Raw genomic sequence first — 19,587 nt, 5'->3', positions numbered from 1 at the left:
GCTACAATCCAAGCAGTAAAGCAATCATAGCAAACACTCACTTTTCTGTGTTCGATGGAGAGGTATACCTAAGATTGGAGCCCCAATTCAACTACTACAACTTTAGAGATGATAGTAAGCTGAAAGAAAAGAAGCTTGAGCTAATCAAACTTAATGTTAAGGATATCTGTTACAGAGCTATGGAGAAGTACTTTGAGACATATGTGAAGAATTAAGAGTCACTCCTCCGCAAGCTTCGGGGAGTCCACTCATTCATCCATTCCTCAACTTCTTTCAATGTTTTCCTGAATCTCTCAGCTTCTTCATCGCTCATGCTCCCAAATGCAATCATTAGAACATCAAAATTGCCTTTTTTCTCCTGTCCCGAAGCACGCTCCTTGTTCATCATGTTTTGAATATCACTCTTTTCCTACTTAACCCTTGCTCATCCAAAAATTATTACCCGCACAATCCACACCTGACTAATCACGATTAGAGTTAAAGCCAACGCTGTCAGCTTTCTGCTTTTCCTCGGCCCGTAGAGGCCCACGAGACCAAAGAGGAAGTTCAGGCCAGAAAGTTCAAGAAGTGAGTTTACAATATTGCTACTTCTGCCAAGGGCCATGAGCTCCCCTATGGGATCATCGCCAGCAAGATAGCCAGAGTGAAGTCCGATGATTCTGACCGCGATAAGAATCGCCTATCCAAACTGTTCCTCTTTTTGTGAGTTTTCGTGAGTCTTCAGGGAATTAACGCCCCACCAACCAATAACGAACGCTGATGCAGTATGGACGTCCAGCCCCAGCCCCCGGGCCAGCTCTCGTCCCGACTTCGAAGAATCGGCAGGATTAACTAGGTAAACCTTGAAACCTCTCTTCGACGCCATAACAATCCCGTGTTCAAGGAGCTCCTTCTTGGCGAAATTTGAGGCCTTCCTATTCCCCTTCCTCGAACCAGCCGCCTTACCATTTCTTCTTTTTATCTTACCCAAGTCCTCGAAGAATACAGTCCCTACCCCGTGGTGGTAGGCATAGTCCAGTAACTGGGCAAGAGCCTTCAGCCTTAAATCCCTCGCCTTCCTTCTTGAGAACCCGGAGGAATTGACCTCCGGGAAGTGCTCAACCCTAACATCCCTGATAATACCAGTCTCGTCAAGAATAACCATATTCACCCTATCAGAGTTCAAGTCGAAATCGGCGTACAGCCTACCCCTAGTGATCTTTCCGAGATGTTTCAGATAAATTCCAAAGAGCACTTGGACGTGCAGGTAAATCTTCCCGTTCTTCAGGACAACCTGAGCACCGTATTTGAACTTCTGGACATCAAGAATAACTGGGAGAAACTTCTCGGCAGTCTTCATTCTAAACTCCAACCACTCTCCGTTGGAGCGAATTCTAACGTTCGGCCACTCAATCCTCACGTTCCTATTCCCCTTCTCATTCTCCTTAGGTTTACTGATGAGGAATTTTGACTTCAGGTGAATGTGCCTTGGATTTCCACCGTTCTGTTCTGCTCCTCTCAACAACATTTTCGCATAATCCCATGCACTATCAGAATACCACCAGTTATTAAGAACTAACCGAGAGACTTCTTTTACACCCACACTCTTCTTAACGCCTTTAAGCTGGAGTCTTATCGCCAGCTCAACTGCTCTTCTGAACTTTTCCGCCAAGAGGGCGAGTTTCAAATAATCCTCTCGCTTTTCTGGTTCGAGTTTTGTCTTGATGGTGACGTAGTTCACTTCTGCTCTTCGTGTTTTTCGAGCCATAGCTCAATAGCCTCCGTTATGGCCATTCCGAGGGCCCCCTTCCTCGGCCCATAAACTTCGAGGATTTTCTTCCGGAACTTAACTTCTAACTCATCCGGAATCTTCACTGTAATAACTCCCACTGTATTCACCAAAATACTTAAATACTTGTTTACTTAAATAGTTTTTGGTTGTGAGGTCAGTCCGGTGAAGTCGGTGAGCTAGGCGAGGTGGAGGGCTGGCTGAACCCTGCGGGTGTTCGGGCGACCCGTTCCGCCATAGTGTACTGGCTTAAGAGAACAGTGGGTGGGGCGGTCTAAGTCCGGGCACCCGCAGAACCTCGGGGAATGAACCCCCACGTGAGCCCACAAAAACTCACGTGGAGAAGACCCCGTATAAAAGATGTTCTGCCTCATTAGCTCAACTAAAAAGTCCCTATTGAGTTTATTCCCGGTAAGAAGCTTATACAGGCCATGAGGAAAGGCCATAACCCAGATGACCATTGAGACGAGGATAATGAAGAGGGCGAAGATCCTGGCAAATATTGCGGCCCCGTTGAGAAGCCCCTTTAATGGATCCCTCGTCATAACAACGGCTGTAGCCATTAATCCCCAGAATATCAGCGCTTTGCCAACAATATCAAAGACTTCCTTTGAGATGTAGAGTCTCCCGTGAGTTTTCTTGATTATCTCCGGAAGGCGCTTTATATCCTCCCGCGAGTAGCCGTAGCGCTCGAGGGCCTTTCCAACGAAGTGAAGCGCCACGAGGAGGAATGGAACGAGGAGAAGGAAAGCAACGAAAACGTTCACGACATTAAGGCTTTCCCTGAGTTGAGAACTGAGAAGCCAGAGGGCAAGCCAAAAGACAATGATTAAGAGCCAGGGGAGAAAGTAGTTTCTGATGAAGATCCGCATGGCAGCCGATCTTTCACAAGGTAAATAGCCTTTTCGAACCCTTATAACTTATGCCTCCGTAAGTTACTTACGGTGGCATAAGTGCCGTTCGATCTCAGGCCAAAGGAAAGAAGAGATGAAATATTTGACAGGGAAAAAGAGTTTGAAGAGCTTGAGAAGAGTGTCGAGAGGTATCCTTTAACCCTCATCCTCGGAATGAGGCGAGTAGGCAAGAGCTCCATACTCAGGGCATATCTCAATGAAAATCCTGGGATTCTGATAGACTGCAGAGAGCTCTATGCGGAGAGCGGGCACATAACGAGGGAAGACCTCATAAAGGAATATCCAAGGACTACTCCAAAGACTCTTTGCCAAGTTCAGGATAAAACTAAACATGAGATTCCTTGAGGTAGAACCAAAGGAAGCATCACTGAGAGAAGTTTTCAGGGAGCTGGACAGGCTTGGCGAGGAAACAGGTAGGTTTATAATAGCATTCGATGAGGCCCAATACCTGCGCTTCTACGGCTCACGAGGCAGGAGGGAGCTTTTAGCATTGTTTGCTCATGCCTACGACAGTCTGCCAAACCTGAGGATAATCCTCACGGGCTCAGAGGTTGGTCTACTCCATGATTTTCTCGGTATAGATGACTATGAGAGCCCCCTCTACGGAAGGGTTGGGGGGAAATCCACATTGGGCCATTCGATAAAGAAACCTCGAAAGCCTTCCTAAAAGCTGGGTTCGAAGAAGCAGGCGCTAAAATTTCGGAGGAGGTAGAAAAGGCAGTATCAACTCTTGATGGTATTCCTGGGTGGCTCGTTCTATTTGGAGTCAAGTACATGGAAACTAAAGACTTTGATAGGGCAATAAAGGCGACATTCGATGTTGCTAGGGGCCTCCTCGTGGGGGAGTTAAGAGAGCTGGAGAGGAGGAGCAGAAGGTACGTTCAAATTTTGAGGGCAATAGCACTCGGGTACAATAGGTGGAGCCTTATAAGGGATTATCTAACCTTAAAAGGCATGAAAACTCCCGAGCCGAGACTTTATGAGCTACTCAAGAACCTGAAAAAGATGGGGTGGGTTGGGGAAGAGAACGGAGAGTACAAGTTGACTGATCCTGTTGTTGGCATTGTCCTTAGGAGATCATGAAGTCAAAAGAAGCTAAAGATCAAAGATTCGCCTGAGGCTTTCTTTGACTTCTATAACCTTTTCTCTCTTGAGGATACCAATTCGTTTTCTTATCAAAGACTTTTCAATCGTAAAAATAACGTACGGCTTTATCAGGCTTGGTCTTAAGGGTTTCGTCCCAGGATAACGTATAACATCGTTATCGGTGATTTTAATGTTGTACTCAGTGAAACCACTTCTAATATTAGACGTGATTTGAAGAGCTATAACGGCGTTTGAAATTTTGTTGAGATTATTATTTGAAGCAATGAGGGCAGGACGAAGTTTTTTGCCAATAAGATCAACGAAGGGGAAATCAAGGAGGACTATCTCCCACTGAAGGAGCTCATTCCTTTGGTTCATATGCTACTCCCCCAATCTCGTCCCAGTACTCGTCTGCTTCGCTCTCCCAATCTTCTTTGAGGATTTTTTCAACGCTTTTGAGGTATTCTATAAGCTCAAAATCTTCTACAACTCTCCTTCGAAGCAGAAAGTCCCTAAGAGCTTCTTTTATTATTTCACTTCGGCTCGAGTAAAGACCCTCTTCTACCAGCTTGTCCATTTTCTCCACAAGACCCTTTGGTATCCTCGCTGAAACCTTAACTGTTGTCGCCATTTTATCCACCTATTATCCCCATTTGTCGGACATAGTTTATAAGAGTTTCTCACAGTGTCAAACTAGATCCACCAAACTTTCCCTTCATAGAGGGAAACTTTTTTGAGAATTTTTACCTACATACTTAACATGAGTCGCGAGGATACCATTGGGCAGATCGCTAAGGACTTTCTTGAGATCCAAATTAAAGGCGTTAAGAGGAAACTCCAAGCCCCCACTAGATTACCCGTTAGAAAGGCAATCACAATAATTGGGCCTAGGAGGGCTGGAAAACATTCTACTTGTTCTCCCTCTTTACGAAACTTAGGGATGAAGGAAAAGCGACTCTTTTTCTGCCTCTGGACGATGACAGGCTTTATCCTCCATCCTTGGAAGACCTGGGGGCAGTTATAAAGGTGTTTTATGAACTCTATCCTGATGCCGATGAAAAATATCTGTTCCTCGATGAAATTCAAGAAGTCAAGAACTGGGAGCTTTTCGCTAAAAGAGCAGTTGAGCGGGAAGGGTTCTTTGTCTTCTTGACGGGCCCTCTTCAAAACTTTTAAGCAAGGAGATTGCCTCAAGCTTGAGGGGCAGAACATTGACTTTTGAACTCTTTCCCTTCAGTTTTCGAGAATTTCTGGAAGCTAAGGGCTTGAAGGTTGAAAAGTACATCTCAACTAAAAAGGAAGCGAGGATAAAAGCTTTTCTAAGGGAGTATCTTGAATTTGGGGTTTTCCAGAAATAGCCCTCATGGATGATGAGTACCTCAAAAGAAAGACCTTGGAGGAGTACGTGGATGTCATGCTTTACCGTGATGTTGTTGAAAGACACTTAATAAAGAACCTTAAGGCTGTTCGATTGTTTCTTAAGCTCCTGATAACCTCCTTTTCCAAGGAGTTTTCCATAAACAGGAGTGCGAACTACATGAAGACCCTCAGAATAGAGGTCAGTAAGAACACCCTCCACAACTACCTTAAATACTTCAGCGATGCATACGTAATATTTCCGCTGAAGAGGTTCTCGTACAGCTTAAAGAAAGTTGAGAAGAGCCTGCCTAAGATTTACGTTGTTGATGGAAGCAGGGAAGGCAAAGAGATAGAAGTGAAGCCCTTGTGGAAATTCCTTCTTAGTTCCCCTGGGGAGCTTAGATGAACCTCGAGGCAATCTAACGACCACTGTGGGCAGAAATATTTGTAAGGATCCTTAAGACATCCAGCACGTATTCCGTACTCAGCTAGCACCATCTAAACGTGCTTGGATCTGTGTGGAACCTCGCTATGCCGGATATCAATGAAAATGTTAGTTCTGTAGACTAGAATAACTCCCCGGTATAAATACTTCCTCTCCCATATTCTTATGGTGGGATCATGGAGGAGGTTAGGGAGCTTAAGAATGTCCTTGAGAGGGTGGAGAAGAAGCTCATAGCGAGCTACCACGTGTACACCGCACTCATATATTCAGCTTGGCTCCTCGTGATGGGGGGTTATCTGCTATTGGATTACCTGCACTTCCAGTGGCTGGGTGTATACTGGATTATTTCAATATTCGGAATAATACTCTTGACAACACACGTCTACAATAGGTACATGAAGGGAGAACAATCTTCAAGCTCAAAACTTGACTATGTTTGGATAATTGCATGGATCCTGGGAGGAGCTTCCTGGGGACTTCTTTTCCCGGGACCCCAGGGACTGGCATTTATGATATCCCTGGGGCATATGGGAATGTTCATATCTTTTAGGGACTACTCATTCTTAATCCCAGTGCTAACTCTCATGACATTCCTGAGGCCAGAGTGGCCCTTTGTTGACTCTCTGGTAATCATAACGTACTCACTGACAGCGCTCGTCAACCTTTACAGGGTCTTCAGGGTGATCTGATGGAGGAACTTAAGAAGCTCGTGAAAAATCATGCCCTTGGAAACCCTGTGAGGTTAGGGGTTATGGTCTTCCTCCTCCCACGAAGGAAGGCCCTCTTCAAAGACCTCCTCAAGGTTCTGGAGGTAACCCCAGGAAATCTGGATTTTCACCTTAAGATACTCGAAAAGGAAGGCTACGTGAAGATATACAAAGTCTTTGCTGACAGGCCCAGGACAATTGTGGAGGCAACTGACGATGGTATTACAAAAACTAGGGAGTTCCTCAGAATCTTGAGAGCACTGGTGTCTGAATAGCTAATAGTTCATCGTTGGTTATTGGCTCATGACTTTTCGGCAAACCAAAAACGTTTTTTAAGTGTCCCTCCTACCACCCATAGGTGAGAGAGAATGGCAGAAGACATTGAGGAAATTAGGAGAAGAAAGCTCATGGAGTTACAGAAAAAATATTTGGAGCAGCAAAAGGCCCAAGAAGAGGAAATAAAACAGCAAGCTTTAATCGAGGCCCAGATACAGGCCATCCTTAGGAAAATCCTGACTCCAGAAGCTAGGGAAAGGCTTGCAAGGGTTAAGCTTGTAAGGCCGGAGCTCGCTAGGCAGGTAGAGTTGATTCTTGTTCAGCTCTACCAGGCGGGCCAGATTACAGAGAGGATAGATGATGCAAAGCTCAAAAAAATCTTAGCCCAGATAGAAGCGAGGACGAGAAGGGAGTTCAGGATTAAGTGGTAATCTATATATACCCTCTTCCTACTTACTTTTGGTGCTGATTAATGAGAAAAAGTTTTATCGTTGTTATGTTGGTTTGCACTATAGTTGTAGTTAAACTGGCTTACTACACCAAGCCTTCTCACCCGGAGTTTCCCCATGCAACAATAGCTCCCTCAAAGCTCAACTTTTCTCCAGACTCAATAGGAAAACACTACTACAGGCAGCTCAGCGAAGCTTTCGCGGTAGAAGAGATTGACAATCCCTTCCCAGATCTCGGGAAGCCTGTCCTGAGCATTAAAGCGAACAACACGGTTGTAGCAGTGTTTGCATATCCAAACGCCTCGAGCGCAACAAGTGCAATGAATAACGCCATTAAAAAGCTAAAGCTGACAAGGGAGAAGGGAATGATTTACGAGGGGCCGGATGGAGAGTACTTGGTTTTTGTTCAGTTCATTGACATGGGATATTCCCTCTTCGTTGCCAAGGGGCCGAGGTGGGAGCTGGAGGCTATAGAATTCTACACTGCAATAGTTGGGCCTTCCCCTTGGAAGATACTACACTTCTTTACCCCACTTGGTTCGGAATGGAGTGAGAGAAAGCTTGAGGAGAAGTCCTGGCTCGCCGAAAAAGGCCTTAAACTTTTGGGCTACATGGACAGCCTGGAGGGAGCTTACAAGAACGTGAGCGTTGCACTCTTTGTGTACAGGCCCCGTGAAGCCCAGGAAGTTTACAGCAAGCTTGTAAAGGCATTTAAGGAAAGCGGGTGGAAGGTTGAAGATATTACACTACCCTCGGATTTCGGGAGGAATCCCGCGGGCCACTTGGTGAACTTCACCCTTCTATCCTGGGGCAACAAAATGGTCTACATAGAGCTGGCTGGCTTCCCGAGCGGGTATAGGATAGCCATACTCTACGGTGATGATGATAAGTGGTTCGACGTTGCCAAGGAACTTTGGTGAACCTTTTTATTCTTCTCCCAAACTTTCCCGTGATGAGAGAGGTAATAAGGTGCAGGGGGCACCCAAACGTAAAGGCAACTCACCGCTCTACCCTTGAGGTAACGAAGGAGAACTATCTAACGCCGAGGGGAGACTGCATAATATGCATCTCAGCCGATAAGGCGTTGGCAGATCTTAATCCCAAGATAAAGGAGGCGATAAGGCAGGGGAAGAAAATCAAGATAAGGATAAGGGTTGGTGAGCTGGTGGATGAGGTTATAGCCCAGGGAGATCCAAGGCTAACTCTTGAAAGCGAAGTTTCAATGGTGATCAGAAAGAGCAACTACGTAGACGGGAGGACGCTCGCGATAAAAGCGAATAAGGCTGCAAAGGACATAGACAGAAAGCTCATTGAGAGGCTAAAGAACCCAAACACCGAGGCAGTAATTGAGATCATCGTCGAGGAGGAAGGTATATAAATGATAATTTGAATTATGATAATCATGATTATCAAATTTGTTGATAGGGAGGAAGAGCTGAAGGCCTTGAGGGAGAGGCTAAATAGCGAGAGATTTGAGCTCATAATAATTTACGGGCGGAGAAGAGTTGGCAAGACAAGACTGATACTCGAGGCTATAAAAGGTACGCCTCACGTCTATTACCTAGCAACCGAAGGTGGCAATCTAAGGCACTTCAAGGCAACGGCAGAGAAAGTGTTTCCCCACATTAAGTACGTCAAAGAAGACTGGGAGGCGCTTCTTCATGCCCTTAAAGACAAGGTTGTAGTGATAGATGAATTTCCAAACCTAATAAAAGAAAATCCTGGAATAATCTCGATATTTCAGAGGGTGATTGATCTAGAGCTTCAAAATTCCAAGACGAAGCTTGTTCTTCTAGGCTCCTCAGTGAGCATGATCAAAGAGAAAGTGCTGAGCTATAAAAGCCCCCTCTATGGGAGAAGAACTGCATCGCTGAGGCTAAGGCCCCTAAGCTTTTTCTCCCTTCGAGACTTCTTCCCGGAAGCGGACACTAGAGAGCTCGTCGAAGTGTACGGACTGACTGATGGAATTCCGTACTATATAGCCCAGGTCAAACTGCCCTTCTGGGAGTGGCTCGATGAAGAGATAAAAAGTCCCCTAACCTTTTTTAGAGATGAAGTTGATTTCCTCCTTAAATACGAGTTCTCGGAACCAACAAAGTACAGGAGAATCCTCGAGGCAATAGCCTTTGGGAAAACAACTCTCAAAGAGATAAAGGACTTTTCTGGCCTGAAGCATTCAGATATAACACCGTATTTAAGGAATCTCATCGAGACGGATCTCGTTAAGAGGGAAGTTCCGGTAACGGAAAGGTCGACCTCAAAGAAGGGCAGGTATTATCTGGCCGACAACTTCCTCGCGTTCTGGTTCAGGTTCATAGAGCCGAACCTGTCTAGAATAGAGGAGGGGACTTTTAGTGCTGAGGAAATCAAGGAAAGCTATGATAGCTACTTGGGCCAAGTTTTCGAGAAAGTAGCGAGACAGTTCCTCCTAAGGATAAATAAACAGGGGAAGTTGCCCTTTAAATTCACGAGGATTGGAAAGTGGTGGCATAAGGGGGAAGAGATAGATCTAATAGCTTTAAACGATAAGGAGGGGAAGGCCCTCTTCGTTGAGGTCAAGTGGAGGGATCTGAACCTGAGAGAGGTGGAGGATATAATTATGGATCTCAAAAGAAAGAGCGAGCTTACGGGAATTAAATATGAAAAGCACTTCGGAATCATCGCGAGGAAAATAAAAGGAAAAGAAAAGCTCGAGCTTGCTTGGGATCTTGAGGATTTTTAAATCCCGCATATTAAGGGAGTATTGATGATGAGTAGTTGGAAAGCTGAGGTGTGATGAGGGACGCCCAGGCTGATTATAGTTTAGCTCTCTCAAACTCCTCCTTTCTATCAAGGGGCTTTGTAGCATCTATTCCCCACTTGGCAGTTAATCCATCTTTGCCGGAGGGATCGAGTGAAGATCCTCTCGCGTTTGGAATTACAACGAGATCCCTGTCGGGCTGGAATCTTGTTGCTATGGCCCACTCAATCTCCCTGTCGTCGTAAATATTAACGTCCTCATCAACTACCACCACCCTCTTCAGGCTCGGGTGGCCCGTAAAGGCCGCGAGTATCGCGTTCTTTCCGTCCCCTTCATGTTGCTTCGTGATCGAGACTACGGCGTGGAGCCACATGCATCCTCCCTCTGTGAGCCTAACCCCATGAACCTTTGGAACAACCCTTTTAACAGCCGAGTATATTTGGGGCTCCTTTGGAAGGCCCATGAGCATGTAGTGCTCGTAGCCGCCCGGTAAAAGAGCGTGAAACACGGGATCATCAACGTGGTACATCCTCTCGAAGACGACCACGGGCTGCTTCCTGACTATGTCGTAGGTTCCGGTTATATCAACAAAGGGACCTTCATCAACCAGCTCATCTGTGATCTTGGCCTTAAAGACGAACTCGCTCTCGACGGGAACGGGAATTCCATCAAGCTCGACAACTTCCACGGGCCTTCCAAAGGCCTGAAGGCTTATCGCGGAGGCAATCTTGAGCTCGCTAATACCATAGGCAACGCTCGTTGCTCCTGCCAGCAACAGATGAATGGGATTTCCAACGATTATTCTTACATCAAGCTCCTCTCCCATCTCCACCGCATCCTTCCACATAGCGTAGAGGTGCCTTGGGACTAGCCTTATTGCCGCCCTTGTCTCGTCAAGAACCATCATCCTGTGGAAGGAAACGTTAACGAAGTCTCCGCTCCTAGCTATGACCATTGCTGAGGTGAAGTACCTCCCTCCGTCCCTGGGGTAGAACTTTGGGACTGGAAGTTCAAGCAGATTAACCTCACTTTTGTTCTTCAAAAAATCAGCTTTATCGACAACTACGTAATCCTTAGGCTCCTCCATAGCCTTAGCTAGTAGCTTAAGCAATCCCTTATTGTCAGTGTTCAGGAACTTGGCTATCCTCTCCCTCTTGGACCAGACGTTTCCAACGACCTCCCAGCCCTCAACATCCTTGAAGAGAACTGGACTATCCTTGTACTCGAGGAGGTACTTTGTTATCTCAAGCTCCTTCCTCACGGGTCTATTAACGACGACAAGATCATCAAACTTCTTAACAATCTCCCTCAGCATCTGCATCATCCTCCAGAACTTCTAAAACATCTAAAAGCTCACACCAAGCTTCCTTCCCCAGGATCTCAGATACCGAAGGTCTAGTCCTTCCTTTATCACCAGAAATCAGTTCCTTTATGTAGAGGCCTCCATCCGTGAGTAGCCTTAATTTGAAATGCTTATCATCGATCAGCTCGCCCTCAGCCCTGTAGACCTTTCTAATCCTCACAAGGTCTGCCCTGCTATTTAACACTCTTCTTGGAGTTCTCTGTCTTATTTCCGTGCCCCTCAGCTCTCTTACTACTTTTTCAACCTCCTCCCTACTTATCCCATCCTTTACATAAACCAAAGCTTCGTAGAGCTTTCTGTGCCTCCTCGTAAGTATTTCTTCGGCCTCTCCAGGGGTTATGAACCTTAAATCGAGCACCTCGACTTTCCCGGAAGAGTTTATCTCTCTCTCAACATCCTCCAAGTTTACCTTCCTCTTCCTGGGCCTCTTGATCTCAACGACAAAAGGCCTTCCCCTGCCAAGCATTCTGACATCTACATCTTCCCTCCCGGCCCCTTTAAACACGCACTTTCCGTTGAAGTACTTCCTAAATGCCCTGCATATTATCGTCGCAACGCTCTCCCCGAACCCTGGGGCCGGTGTTTGGGGAATTCCCCTAACGAGCTTTCTGTACCTGCCAGCAACGTAAACTGGATTCACCTGCAGCTCAACCTTTTCGGAGAACGGCTCGACTATTATAACCACATCGGGATTAACTGAGGGCTTCTTTCCAGTCTTTACCGCAAATGCCTTGCCTAACTCCCTGTTAAACTCCCTGTTTATCGGCTCTCCCGTTTCTATTCCAAGCATCTCCCATATCCCCTTCTCCCTCTCTATAATTTCCTGGGGGAACCTTGAGCCTACCCTGAAGGTTTCGAACTCATAATCTTTAACTGCCTCAATGCAGAGATCGACGAGCTTGGGAATCTTCTTAAAAACTCCCTCGCAGAGGTCGCACTCCTCGGGCTCTTCGAAGCTTAATCCACTTTCCATCTCCAGCACTAATCTTATGGCTCTACCCCTCTCCTCGTTGCTTCCCTTGCCCAGTTTGGCAAATAGCCTTCCCAGGCAGTGGTTACACAGCCTGTACTTCTCGAGGACTTCCTTGGCCTTCTCGAGTATCATCGCTCAAATCTCGGTAGGCAAATTTAAAAGGGTGTCCACGAAAGCCAATTCTGGAGGGTGAAACTATGCCGAGGAGAGCAAGGGAATACCCCGAAGAGGGAGAGTTCGTCGTTGCAACGGTTAAGAGGGTTCACAATTATGGCGCATTCCTCGAGCTTGACGAGTATCCCGGCAAGGAGGGTTTCATGCACATAAGTGAAGTGGCCTCAACATGGGTGAAGAACATTAGGGACTACTTAAGAGAGGGCCAGAAGGTAGTTGCTAAAGTAATCAGGGTAGATCCAAGGAAGGGGCACATAGACTTAAGCCTGAGGAGGGTCACCCAGCAGCAGAGGAAGGCCAAGCTCCAAGAGTACAAGAGGGCCCAGAAGGCCGAGAACCTGTTAAAGATGGCGGCGGAAAAGCTCGGAAAGGACTTTGAGACTGCTTGGAAGGAAGTATGGGTTCCCCTAGAGGAGGAGTGGGGCGAGGTTTACGCCGCATTTGAGGATGCAGCCAAGGAAGGAATAGATGTTTTGAAGGGCTACGTTCCCGACGAGTGGCTGCCAGTTCTCAAGGAGATAATAGACAACTACGTTGAGGTTCCAACGGTAACGATAGATGCCGAGTTCGAGATCACCGTTCCAAAGCCCAACGGAATTGAGATAATAAAGGAGGCACTAATTAGGGCCAGGGACAGGGCGAACAAGGAGAAGGACATAGAGGTTAAGTTCACCTACCAGGGAGCTCCGAGGTACAGAATAGACATCACTGCTCCGGACTACTACAAGGCTGAAGAAGTCCTTGAGGACATAGCCGAGGAGATACTTAGGGTTATAAAGCAGGCCGGAGGAGAGGCCACGCTGTTAAGGAAGGAGAAGAGGATCAGGAAGGTCAAGAAGAGGAAGAAGTGATGGGAATGAGGTTCAGGATCAGGAAGTGCCCCAAGTGCGGGAGGTACACCCTTAAGGAGATATGCCCAGTCTGCGGGGAAAAGACTAAAGTAGCACATCCACCAAGGTTCTCACCTGAAGATCCGTATGGTGAGTACAGGAGGAGGCTCAAGAGGGAGCTCCTCGGGATAGGGAGGAAGGAAAAATGAAGGAAACGATAATTGTTGTGCACGAAAGGCCCGACATTTACGATCCAATCTTTATAGAGGGCCTTCCTGGGATTGGTTTAGTTGGAAAGCTTGCAGCCGAACACTTGATTCAGGAGCTAAAGGCGAAGAAGTTTGCCGAGCTTTACTCTCCCCACTTCATGCACCAAGTGCTGATTAGGAAAGGTTCAATAGTTGAGCTGATGAAGAACGAGTTCTACTACTGGAAGAGCCCCGACGATGAGCACAGGGATTTGATAATAATAACTGGGGATACACAAGTTCCCCCAACCGACAGCTACGGCCACTTTGAAGTAGTCGGGAAGATGCTCGACTTCGTTCAGGAGTTTGGGACGAGAGAGATAATAACCATGGGAGGTTACCAGGTTCCAGAGCTACAGGGAGAGCCCAGGGTTTTAGCGGCTGTAACACATCCGGATCTCGTGGGCTATTATCAGGAGAAGCTCAAGGACTGCAACGTTGAGGTGATATGGAGGGTAGATGAGGGAGGAGCAATAGTCGGTGCAGCGGGTCTTCTTTTGGGAATAGGGAAGCTGAGGGGAATGTTCGGGATAAGCCTCCTGGGGGAGAGCTTGGGCTACATAGTTGACGCCAAGGCCGCAAAGGCAGTTCTGTCCGCTGTGGCTAAGATACTCAACCTCGAGATAGACATGACGGCATTGGACGAGAGGGCCAAGGAGACTGAAGAAATATTGAGAAAGGTAGAAGAGATGCAGAGGGCAATGATGGAACAACAGCTACCGAGACCAACTCATGAGGAGGAGGATAGGGGCTACCTCTAATCCCCTTTTACATTTAAACCCAACAATCACTTACACAGCGGGATGAACTCCACTTTCTTCTTCTCATAAACTTCAATTGCTTCGTAAGTCTTTGCCTTCCTATTTAGGGCCTAAAGGACGAGGCTTGAAAAAGAAAAATATCAACGGCATGTTTTTATAGTACCATAAAAAGACGGGACGTGTACTATTCTTTTTATCCCACGAGGGCTTAAAACAGCTTTCCTCAGTGAGCTCATAGATGGTGAAAAGCCTAGTGGGATCCTCGGTTAATTTGTTCATGGTTTTGGTATTTGCTGTTTAACATACATTCCAAAATCTTTAAACGCTTTCGCACGTTAGTGTCTATTAGTGAGGAAAATGGACACCCTAAGCCTCAAGAAAAGTCTCAAGGAGTCAAAGGCAAAGAAAGTCCAGATAATCCGTAGCAAGCGCAAAATGCTCCAGCTTAAGAGAAAGGAGGAACTGAGCTACAATATCCGCTATATCTCTAAGGTTCCAATAAAGCTCGTTATGGATAGGGAGTTTCTGACCCTTCATCCCGAGGATCCAATATCACTACTTGTGCAGAGCCTCCGGGGTGAGGAGAGCTCAGCGGTGGTAGTGGATGAGGGAGGCCGTCTTCTTGGCTTTGTCACGATGAAGGACATCCTCCGATTCTTCGAGCCCCCCAGGAGGTACTCCATAGTGGGTGTGAATCTCCTCAAGAAGTATTTCATAAGCAATGCTTCCCGTGTGGAGGATATAATGGTTCGCAAGCCTATAACTATCCACATCAATGAGAACCTTGGTAGGGCGATACAAATAATGCTTGAAACTGGGAAGCACCACCTCCCCGTCGTTGATGATGAGAACCGCGTCCATGGCGTCCTAGAGGTTAAGGACATAATCCGACTGATACGTATAGTATCTGGGTAACTGTTCGAATCTAAAACGTCTGAGAGATGATAATCATGGATGTGTTCCTGGAGCTGGCTCTGATATTAATCGTTGCAAAGCTTTTCGGCTACCTTGCCGTTCGTCTTGGCTTCCCGGCGGCTCTCGGCCAGCTGATTGGCGGGATTCTGATAGGCCCATCTATTTTGAACCTAGTGAGCTTTGATGGGGCCGTGAAGCTTTTGGCTGACCTCGGCGTTGTCATGCTCCTCTTCTTAGCGGGCCTCGAAACGGACGTTGAGGAGTTCAAGCACGTCGGAATTCCTGCCTTCATAATAGCAGCCCTTGGCGTTCTCATACCCTTTATCCTCGGATATGTTGGTGCTTTAGCTTGGGGGTACTCAAGCGTTCAAGCAATGTTCTTCGGTGGAATTTTAACTGCTACAAGCGTTGGCTTGACCACGAGCATACTCATGGAGATGAAGAAGCTCCGCACGAGGGTTGGAACGACGATTTTAGCTGCAGCTGTAGTTGATGATGTCCTCGGCATCATCGTGCTCACGATACTCGTCGGAATAAACACCAGGGGAAGCGTCTATTTCGAGGATCTCCTCATAATCCTTGGCGAGGTCGTCCTTTATTTTACCATTGGACTGCTCATCGGCCATCCCTTCGTTAAGGAAACTCTGAAGCTCTCGGAGAAAATAACCTTACCCGAGACGGTTACAGCTTTTGCCATAGCGATAATGCTAATCTTCGCATACCTCGCCGAGCAGTTTCAGATAGCGGGTATAACAGGCGCATACTTGGCGGGTCTTCTTGTGACGAGTACTGATGAGGCAAGAGAAATTGACAGAAAGTTTAAGACGATAGGTTATTCCCTCTTCATCCCCGTGTTCCTCGTGAGCATCGGCATAGAGAGTGATGTGAGGGTTTTAGCTCATGCTGGAACCTTTGCCCTAATCTATGCCATCCTTGCGATAGTAGGGAAGGTAGTTGGTTGCGGCTTTGGGGCCTTCATCTCGAAGTTTAGGCCGATTGAAGCCCTTCAGATAGGGGTTGGCATGATACCACGCATGGAGGTGGCTCTCATCATGGCCAACGTGGCTCTCAACGAAGGTGTCTTTGACAGTGGGGTCTTCTCGATACCAGTCACGATGGTTCTGATAACCACTATAGTGACACCCTTCCTCCTGAAATGGGTCTTCTCAAGGGAATAGGGGCGATACTATGGAGATACTCCTCCTGATAGCGATAATGCTCGCAACGGCGAAGCTGATGGGATACCTCTTCGAAAGGCTTGGTCAGCCTGTCGTCCTCGGTCAGATATTCGGGGGTCTGTTGATTGGCATCTTCTTTGAAACAAACCCCGTGATAGGTCAGTTTGCCAATCTCGGCGTTCTTCTCCTCCTCTTTATGGCAGGACTTGAGAGCGAGCTAGAGGAGTTCAAGCGCGTTGGAAAGCAGAGCGTCGTGGTGGCTGGTCTTGGCGTTCTAGTCGCTTTTCTCTTCGGCTTTGCGGTGGCTTACTTCTTCGTTCCCCTTCACGAGGCGATTCTTTACGGTGCAATGATGACGCCAACGAGCGTGAGCATAACAGTGAAGGTGCTTATGGAGCTCAGAAAGCTCAGCACACCAGAAGGAACCACTATCTTAGCTGCCGCCGTTGTTGATGACGTTCTTGGAATTCTTATCCTTACGGTGGCCATTTCGATGATAAAAGGTGGAGAAATAAATTATGCAAGCCTTGCTGAGGTTATCCTCTCGGTTTCGCTCCTACTTTTCTTCTTTCTTTACTTTGGACCAGGCCTCGCGGACAGAGTCTTTCGCGTTCTTTCTAGGATTGATCTGCCAGAGAGCGAGACGGCCTTTGCACTCGTTTTTCTCATAGTCTTCGCATTTCTCGCGGAACACTTGAACCTCGCTTCGATACTCGGCGCCTACCTCACGGGCCTTGCCCTTGGTCAGAGCTCCAAAAAGAAGTCGATAATGGATCATATGAATGTTCTCGGCTACTCTCTCTTCATCCCACTCTTCTTCGTCGAAGTGGGGATGAAGATAGAGCTGAGCTACATCTTCCACGCGGGCCTCTTCGCGGTTCTCTACACCCTTACGGCAGTTCTTAGCAAAATAATCGGTTGCGGTCTCGGCGCCAAGTTAGCTGGGTTTGACTGGAGCTCCTCCCTTCGGATAGGCGTTGGAATGATTCCGAGAATGGGTGTTGAGCTGGCGATGTTGGCGGTTGCGATCGAGAGCGGGGTAATAGGCCCCAACGCCCTGACAGTGGCAATTCTCATGGTGTTCGTCACGACCGTGATAACACCTCCGGCCCTTAAATGGCTGTACTCAAGGTAACTCCACCAACCGAGTACTCATTACCCGTTAGTGAGTCCTAGTATCGTCGTCACATAAGTTGACGTTTTAACAAGCTCTACAAAAACTTGCTGGAGTGCCAGTCATGAGAGAGTGGGTTTTCAATGATCACTGTTTCTGCTCATTCAACAATAATAGACATAAACGACAGGATTGCCCCTAGTCAGCCTCCGGAGGGCAGTTTTCCACATAGGAGACATATAGGTTCCCATAGTGAAAGCAACCTAATGAGCTTTTTCTCCATGGTTGCCAGCTAGATAATTCCTACTGAGATAAAATCTCTTCTCCGTCGCTGTAGGCTTCCTTCTCTTTAAGGGAGGCTCTAAAACTTCGAAAAAAGATAAATAATGACAAAAATTTAAAAATAATTAAATATGTCCAAGCCTATACCTCTTTAGGGTTACAAAATGATAAGGGAAGCAACTCTAGATGATGTCATGGGAATAGTGAAGTGCCATCTTTCTGACGTTGATATTCCAGAATATCCCAGGTTAAGCGTTTTTGATAGGTATAAGTATGGAGGACCTTGGATGAGCGTTGAGACTTGCTCAATCCATCTAAACTACATGTTCCTTCATAACCAGCCAGTCTTAGTTGCAGAAATTGGAAATGAAGTTGTTGGAGAGCTTGAACTCCTAATTGAGGAGGAAATGTTTCTAAAGAAACTTAGGAAAGTGTGTAACGCAGATGTTCTTATAGTTCACAGAGACTTTAGGGGGAAGGGGATTGGCAAGGCATTAATGCAAAAAGCGGAGGAATTTGCTAGGGCTAAAGGATGTGATGTCATATTAGTGACTCCTGAGGACAGGTCCTATGGTTTCTACAAGAGACTGGGATACAAAAAGTTGCTAGAGAACTATGTCGTTAAGATAAGCACTAGGAATTTTGAACCAGAAGATGCAAAGCTTTGCAGTTTTTCGTGGGAGAAGGTAAAGGGACTTGAGCTTGTTGCTGGAAGATTTCAAAGTTCGTATCATCACTGGTTTTCAAGCTTTATAGACTTAATTGCAGATATAGATAAAATTTTAGAGGCAGGGAGATTAGGAAAATCATACTACGTCATAAGAGAGTTACCCAACGGGTTGGGAGGGATTTATGTTTGGGGACATGAAAAGGACATTCCAAGAATCCTTGGGAGAGCTAAAAAGTATTTCAGTGAAGTTATAACAGCAATCTCCCGTGATTTAATCGAGGAGTTAGAAGCCGAAATTCTTAGGAGAAATGTCATCTTAGGGAAGTGGATATCGTAAAGTTTATAAATCAAAATCGAGGAAGTGAATGACGGACGGTGGGCCGGTAGCTCAGCCTGGTATGAGCGCCGCCTTGGCAAGGCGGAGGCCCCGGGTTCAAATCCCGGCCGGTCCACCATAAATTTTGGGCGGGCCCGTGGTCTAGACTGGTTATGACGCCACCCTGACAAGGTGGAGGTCCGGGGTTCAAATCCCCGCGGGCCCACCAAGAACTTTTCTCTTTGAGATTCCCACCAAAACGAGGCTCAGATTCCAAAACGAGGGGAGGGAGGGGTGTATTTTGCTGAGGAGGATTGTATTCCTGCTGTAGCTTCGAAATCAAGAGCTTTCCTGCGAGATTCAAAAAATCGCTCAAACTCACCCCATTCGCCTCACAAAATCTTACAATCTCTTCTTCAACAAACACATGCTTCCTAACTTTCATATCTACCACCTTGTCACACATTGTGAGTCACTTATGCCCACGCAAAGGGTGACGGTCATACCAAAAGTATACATATGAGTATATGTTACTTCCGAAGTTCTACAGTAGAAAAAATGACAAACACACAAAGGTGAGGATACTCAAAAATGAAAGACACACACTATAGTGAAAGACATATCGCGAGAGTGCAACGGTAAGAAAATGAGTTTGTAGGGTTCGTGAACTTTGCAGGGTTGATAAGACCTGTAAAAAAAGCCACCTGCTTACTTTATTTTGAATTTTTTGTAAAACGGTGGGAGTTTTATTTATAAATGGGTTCGTGAACTATGCCTGTTTTCACGTATCTATTTCAACCCTGTAAGCAAACCGAATTGTGAGGGGATGCACAAAAATGGACATAGTGTCACAAGTGTCATAGCCGTCACGCCCCCTATATACATATCGAGGTGGGGGGGTAGAGGTTGTCCAACTTTTTGGATTTTGTTTCACCCACGACACCCAGCACTTACGGCGCATACACGTTTCGATGAGCATCGAATCGTCCGAAAGCCATCGTTTGAGAATTTCCAAAATT

The 19,587-nt window shown here is 46.6% G+C and carries 24 protein-coding genes, 2 tRNA genes and 2 pseudogenes; 19 read left to right on the top strand and 9 right to left on the bottom strand.

Annotated elements, in window-relative coordinates; translation table 11 throughout:
- Positions 1–47: 47 nt before the first annotated feature.
- Entirely contained in the window at positions 48–215 is a 168-nt protein-coding gene (locus P8X24_RS08250) for a hypothetical protein (protein WP_372915242.1), read from the top strand.
- On the opposite strand, the gene P8X24_RS08245 is transcribed toward P8X24_RS08250, so the two are convergent.
- From P8X24_RS08245 to P8X24_RS08225, 5 genes are all read right to left on the bottom strand, one after another.
- On the bottom strand, positions 212–388 hold the full coding sequence (locus tag P8X24_RS08245; protein ID WP_372915240.1) for an antitoxin VapB family protein: 177 nt from the start codon (positions 386–388) through the stop codon (positions 212–214). The genes P8X24_RS08250 and P8X24_RS08245 overlap by 4 nt on opposite strands.
- A 36-nt stretch (positions 389–424) precedes the next feature.
- A complete protein-coding gene (locus P8X24_RS08240) occupies positions 425–604 on the bottom strand; it encodes a hypothetical protein (RefSeq protein ID WP_372915238.1) in 180 nt (59 codons plus the stop codon).
- Positions 605–679: 75 nt separating this feature from the next.
- Positions 680–1,720, bottom strand: a complete 1,041-nt coding sequence (locus P8X24_RS08235; protein WP_372915236.1) for a transposase — start codon at positions 1,718–1,720, stop codon at positions 680–682.
- Positions 1,717–1,878 carry a hypothetical protein gene (locus P8X24_RS08230; protein ID WP_372823327.1) on the bottom strand — a complete coding sequence of 54 codons (162 nt, stop codon included), beginning with the start codon at positions 1,876–1,878 and terminating at the stop codon, positions 1,717–1,719. The genes P8X24_RS08235 and P8X24_RS08230 overlap by 4 nt, the downstream gene beginning before the upstream one ends.
- 69 nt (positions 1,879–1,947) lie before the next feature.
- Positions 1,948–2,640 (bottom strand): hypothetical protein, encoded by a 693-nt coding sequence (locus P8X24_RS08225; protein ID WP_372915234.1) that lies wholly within the window; start codon positions 2,638–2,640, stop codon positions 1,948–1,950.
- Positions 2,641–2,721: 81 nt separating this feature from the next.
- On the opposite strand from P8X24_RS08225, the pseudogene P8X24_RS08220 reads away from it, so the two are divergent.
- Positions 2,722–3,765: pseudogene (locus tag P8X24_RS08220) on the top strand (AAA family ATPase).
- Positions 3,766–3,777: 12 nt separating this feature from the next.
- On the opposite strand, the gene P8X24_RS08215 reads toward P8X24_RS08220, so the two are convergent.
- Positions 3,778–4,146 carry a type II toxin-antitoxin system PemK/MazF family toxin gene (locus tag P8X24_RS08215; RefSeq protein ID WP_372915232.1) on the bottom strand — a complete coding sequence of 123 codons (369 nt, stop codon included), beginning with the start codon at positions 4,144–4,146 and terminating at the stop codon, positions 3,778–3,780.
- The gene (locus P8X24_RS08210) at positions 4,130–4,399 is read right to left on the bottom strand and encodes a ribbon-helix-helix domain-containing protein (protein WP_372915230.1); all 270 of its coding nucleotides are present in this window, start codon (positions 4,397–4,399) and stop codon (positions 4,130–4,132) included. The genes P8X24_RS08215 and P8X24_RS08210 overlap by 17 nt, the downstream gene beginning before the upstream one ends.
- Before the next feature lie 281 nt (positions 4,400–4,680).
- Between P8X24_RS08210 and P8X24_RS08205 the strand changes: the two are divergent.
- The 8 genes and pseudogenes from P8X24_RS08205 (at position 4,681) to P8X24_RS08170 (ending at position 9,726) form a co-directional block, all read left to right on the top strand.
- Positions 4,681–5,126: pseudogene (locus P8X24_RS08205) on the top strand (AAA family ATPase).
- 5 nt (positions 5,127–5,131) lie between these two features.
- Positions 5,132–5,533, top strand: a complete 402-nt coding sequence (locus P8X24_RS08200; protein ID WP_372915229.1) for a DUF4143 domain-containing protein — start codon at positions 5,132–5,134, stop codon at positions 5,531–5,533.
- A 215-nt stretch (positions 5,534–5,748) separates the two neighbouring features.
- The gene (locus P8X24_RS08195; protein WP_372915227.1) at positions 5,749–6,261 is read left to right on the top strand and encodes a hypothetical protein; all 513 of its coding nucleotides are present in this window, start codon (positions 5,749–5,751) and stop codon (positions 6,259–6,261) included.
- Complete coding sequence (locus P8X24_RS08190; protein ID WP_372915226.1) at positions 6,261–6,554, top strand: transcriptional regulator; 294 nt, start codon at positions 6,261–6,263, stop codon at positions 6,552–6,554. Before P8X24_RS08195 ends, P8X24_RS08190 begins: the two co-directional genes overlap by 1 nt.
- 93 nt (positions 6,555–6,647) lie before the next feature.
- Positions 6,648–6,986, top strand: coding sequence for a DNA-binding protein (locus P8X24_RS08185; RefSeq protein ID WP_372915224.1), 339 nt, complete (start codon positions 6,648–6,650; stop codon positions 6,984–6,986).
- A 41-nt stretch (positions 6,987–7,027) separates the two neighbouring features.
- Positions 7,028–7,924 carry a hypothetical protein gene (locus P8X24_RS08180; RefSeq protein ID WP_372915222.1) on the top strand — a complete coding sequence of 299 codons (897 nt, stop codon included), beginning with the start codon at positions 7,028–7,030 and terminating at the stop codon, positions 7,922–7,924.
- A 29-nt stretch (positions 7,925–7,953) separates the two neighbouring features.
- Positions 7,954–8,382 (top strand): DUF371 domain-containing protein, encoded by a 429-nt coding sequence (locus P8X24_RS08175; RefSeq protein WP_068324739.1) that lies wholly within the window; start codon positions 7,954–7,956, stop codon positions 8,380–8,382.
- Positions 8,383–8,406: 24 nt separating this feature from the next.
- On the top strand, positions 8,407–9,726 hold the full coding sequence (locus P8X24_RS08170) for an ATP-binding protein (RefSeq protein ID WP_372915221.1): 1,320 nt from the start codon (positions 8,407–8,409) through the stop codon (positions 9,724–9,726).
- A gap of 73 nt (positions 9,727–9,799) precedes the next feature.
- Here the strand turns inward: P8X24_RS08170 and P8X24_RS08165 are convergent, their stop codons facing one another.
- On the bottom strand, positions 9,800–11,059 hold the full coding sequence (locus tag P8X24_RS08165) for a UbiD family decarboxylase (protein WP_372915355.1): 1,260 nt from the start codon (positions 11,057–11,059) through the stop codon (positions 9,800–9,802).
- Entirely contained in the window at positions 11,040–12,212 is a 1,173-nt protein-coding gene (locus tag P8X24_RS08160; protein WP_372915219.1) for a tRNA pseudouridine(54/55) synthase Pus10, read from the bottom strand. The genes P8X24_RS08165 and P8X24_RS08160 overlap by 20 nt, the downstream gene beginning before the upstream one ends.
- A 65-nt stretch (positions 12,213–12,277) precedes the next feature.
- Between P8X24_RS08160 and P8X24_RS08155 the strand changes: the two genes are divergently transcribed.
- From P8X24_RS08155 to P8X24_RS08115, 9 genes are all read left to right on the top strand, one after another.
- Positions 12,278–13,105 carry a translation initiation factor IF-2 subunit alpha gene (locus P8X24_RS08155; RefSeq protein ID WP_372915218.1) on the top strand — a complete coding sequence of 276 codons (828 nt, stop codon included), beginning with the start codon at positions 12,278–12,280 and terminating at the stop codon, positions 13,103–13,105.
- A gap of 5 nt (positions 13,106–13,110) precedes the next feature.
- The gene (locus tag P8X24_RS08150) at positions 13,111–13,293 is read left to right on the top strand and encodes an RNA-protein complex protein Nop10 (RefSeq protein ID WP_068324743.1); all 183 of its coding nucleotides are present in this window, start codon (positions 13,111–13,113) and stop codon (positions 13,291–13,293) included.
- Complete coding sequence (locus tag P8X24_RS08145; protein WP_372915217.1) at positions 13,290–14,093, top strand: proteasome assembly chaperone family protein; 804 nt, start codon at positions 13,290–13,292, stop codon at positions 14,091–14,093. The genes P8X24_RS08150 and P8X24_RS08145 overlap by 4 nt, the downstream gene beginning before the upstream one ends.
- A 357-nt stretch (positions 14,094–14,450) precedes the next feature.
- Positions 14,451–15,008, top strand: a complete 558-nt coding sequence (locus P8X24_RS08140; RefSeq protein ID WP_372915354.1) for a CBS domain-containing protein — start codon at positions 14,451–14,453, stop codon at positions 15,006–15,008.
- Positions 15,009–15,043: 35 nt separating this feature from the next.
- Positions 15,044–16,186: a cation:proton antiporter gene (locus tag P8X24_RS08135; protein ID WP_372915215.1), complete on the top strand. Its 1,143-nt coding sequence runs from the start codon at positions 15,044–15,046 to the stop codon at positions 16,184–16,186.
- Positions 16,187–16,196: 10 nt separating this feature from the next.
- Complete coding sequence (locus tag P8X24_RS08130) at positions 16,197–17,321, top strand: cation:proton antiporter (RefSeq protein WP_372915213.1); 1,125 nt, start codon at positions 16,197–16,199, stop codon at positions 17,319–17,321.
- Between the two features lie 425 nt (positions 17,322–17,746).
- Positions 17,747–18,589 carry a GNAT family N-acetyltransferase gene (locus P8X24_RS08125; RefSeq protein ID WP_372915212.1) on the top strand — a complete coding sequence of 281 codons (843 nt, stop codon included), beginning with the start codon at positions 17,747–17,749 and terminating at the stop codon, positions 18,587–18,589.
- Between the two features lie 40 nt (positions 18,590–18,629).
- Positions 18,630–18,707: transfer RNA gene (locus P8X24_RS08120), tRNA-Ala, on the top strand.
- A 12-nt stretch (positions 18,708–18,719) separates the two neighbouring features.
- Positions 18,720–18,797 (top strand) — tRNA-Val (locus tag P8X24_RS08115).
- Positions 18,798–19,587: the final 790 nt, after the last annotated feature.

The sequence above is a fragment of the Pyrococcus kukulkanii genome (genome assembly GCF_041647995.1).
Classification (GTDB): domain Archaea; phylum Methanobacteriota_B; class Thermococci; order Thermococcales; family Thermococcaceae; genus Pyrococcus.
The sequence above is the reverse complement of the archived record's forward strand: the minus strand, read 5'-3'. Positions and strand labels throughout refer to the sequence as shown.

What these genes read in the sequence shown, in the direction of transcription:
- P8X24_RS08125 (WP_372915212.1), top strand. Translation starts at nt 17,747, where the DNA reads ATGATAAGGGAAGCAACTCTAGATGATGTCATGGGAATAGTGAAGTGC.
- P8X24_RS08160 (WP_372915219.1), bottom strand. Translation starts at nt 12,212, where the DNA reads ATGATACTCGAGAAGGCCAAGGAAGTCCTCGAGAAGTACAGGCTGTGT.
- P8X24_RS08225 (WP_372915234.1), bottom strand. Translation starts at nt 2,640, where the DNA reads ATGCGGATCTTCATCAGAAACTACTTTCTCCCCTGGCTCTTAATCATT.
- P8X24_RS08245 (WP_372915240.1), bottom strand. Translation starts at nt 388, where the DNA reads ATGATGAACAAGGAGCGTGCTTCGGGACAGGAGAAAAAAGGCAATTTT.
- P8X24_RS08135 (WP_372915215.1), top strand. Translation starts at nt 15,044, where the DNA reads ATGGATGTGTTCCTGGAGCTGGCTCTGATATTAATCGTTGCAAAGCTT.
- P8X24_RS08150 (WP_068324743.1), top strand. Translation starts at nt 13,111, where the DNA reads ATGAGGTTCAGGATCAGGAAGTGCCCCAAGTGCGGGAGGTACACCCTT.
- P8X24_RS08140 (WP_372915354.1), top strand. Translation starts at nt 14,451, where the DNA reads ATGGACACCCTAAGCCTCAAGAAAAGTCTCAAGGAGTCAAAGGCAAAG.
- P8X24_RS08170 (WP_372915221.1), top strand. Translation starts at nt 8,407, where the DNA reads ATGATTATCAAATTTGTTGATAGGGAGGAAGAGCTGAAGGCCTTGAGG.
- P8X24_RS08195 (WP_372915227.1), top strand. Translation starts at nt 5,749, where the DNA reads ATGGAGGAGGTTAGGGAGCTTAAGAATGTCCTTGAGAGGGTGGAGAAG.
- P8X24_RS08240 (WP_372915238.1), bottom strand. Translation starts at nt 604, where the DNA reads ATGGCCCTTGGCAGAAGTAGCAATATTGTAAACTCACTTCTTGAACTT.
- P8X24_RS08200 (WP_372915229.1), top strand. Translation starts at nt 5,132, where the DNA reads ATGGATGATGAGTACCTCAAAAGAAAGACCTTGGAGGAGTACGTGGAT.
- P8X24_RS08210 (WP_372915230.1), bottom strand. Translation starts at nt 4,399, where the DNA reads ATGGCGACAACAGTTAAGGTTTCAGCGAGGATACCAAAGGGTCTTGTG.
- P8X24_RS08165 (WP_372915355.1), bottom strand. Translation starts at nt 11,059, where the DNA reads ATGCTGAGGGAGATTGTTAAGAAGTTTGATGATCTTGTCGTCGTTAAT.
- P8X24_RS08180 (WP_372915222.1), top strand. Translation starts at nt 7,028, where the DNA reads ATGAGAAAAAGTTTTATCGTTGTTATGTTGGTTTGCACTATAGTTGTA.
- P8X24_RS08155 (WP_372915218.1), top strand. Translation starts at nt 12,278, where the DNA reads ATGCCGAGGAGAGCAAGGGAATACCCCGAAGAGGGAGAGTTCGTCGTT.
- P8X24_RS08145 (WP_372915217.1), top strand. Translation starts at nt 13,290, where the DNA reads ATGAAGGAAACGATAATTGTTGTGCACGAAAGGCCCGACATTTACGAT.
- P8X24_RS08190 (WP_372915226.1), top strand. Translation starts at nt 6,261, where the DNA reads ATGGAGGAACTTAAGAAGCTCGTGAAAAATCATGCCCTTGGAAACCCT.
- P8X24_RS08185 (WP_372915224.1), top strand. Translation starts at nt 6,648, where the DNA reads ATGGCAGAAGACATTGAGGAAATTAGGAGAAGAAAGCTCATGGAGTTA.
- P8X24_RS08215 (WP_372915232.1), bottom strand. Translation starts at nt 4,146, where the DNA reads ATGAACCAAAGGAATGAGCTCCTTCAGTGGGAGATAGTCCTCCTTGAT.
- P8X24_RS08130 (WP_372915213.1), top strand. Translation starts at nt 16,197, where the DNA reads ATGGAGATACTCCTCCTGATAGCGATAATGCTCGCAACGGCGAAGCTG.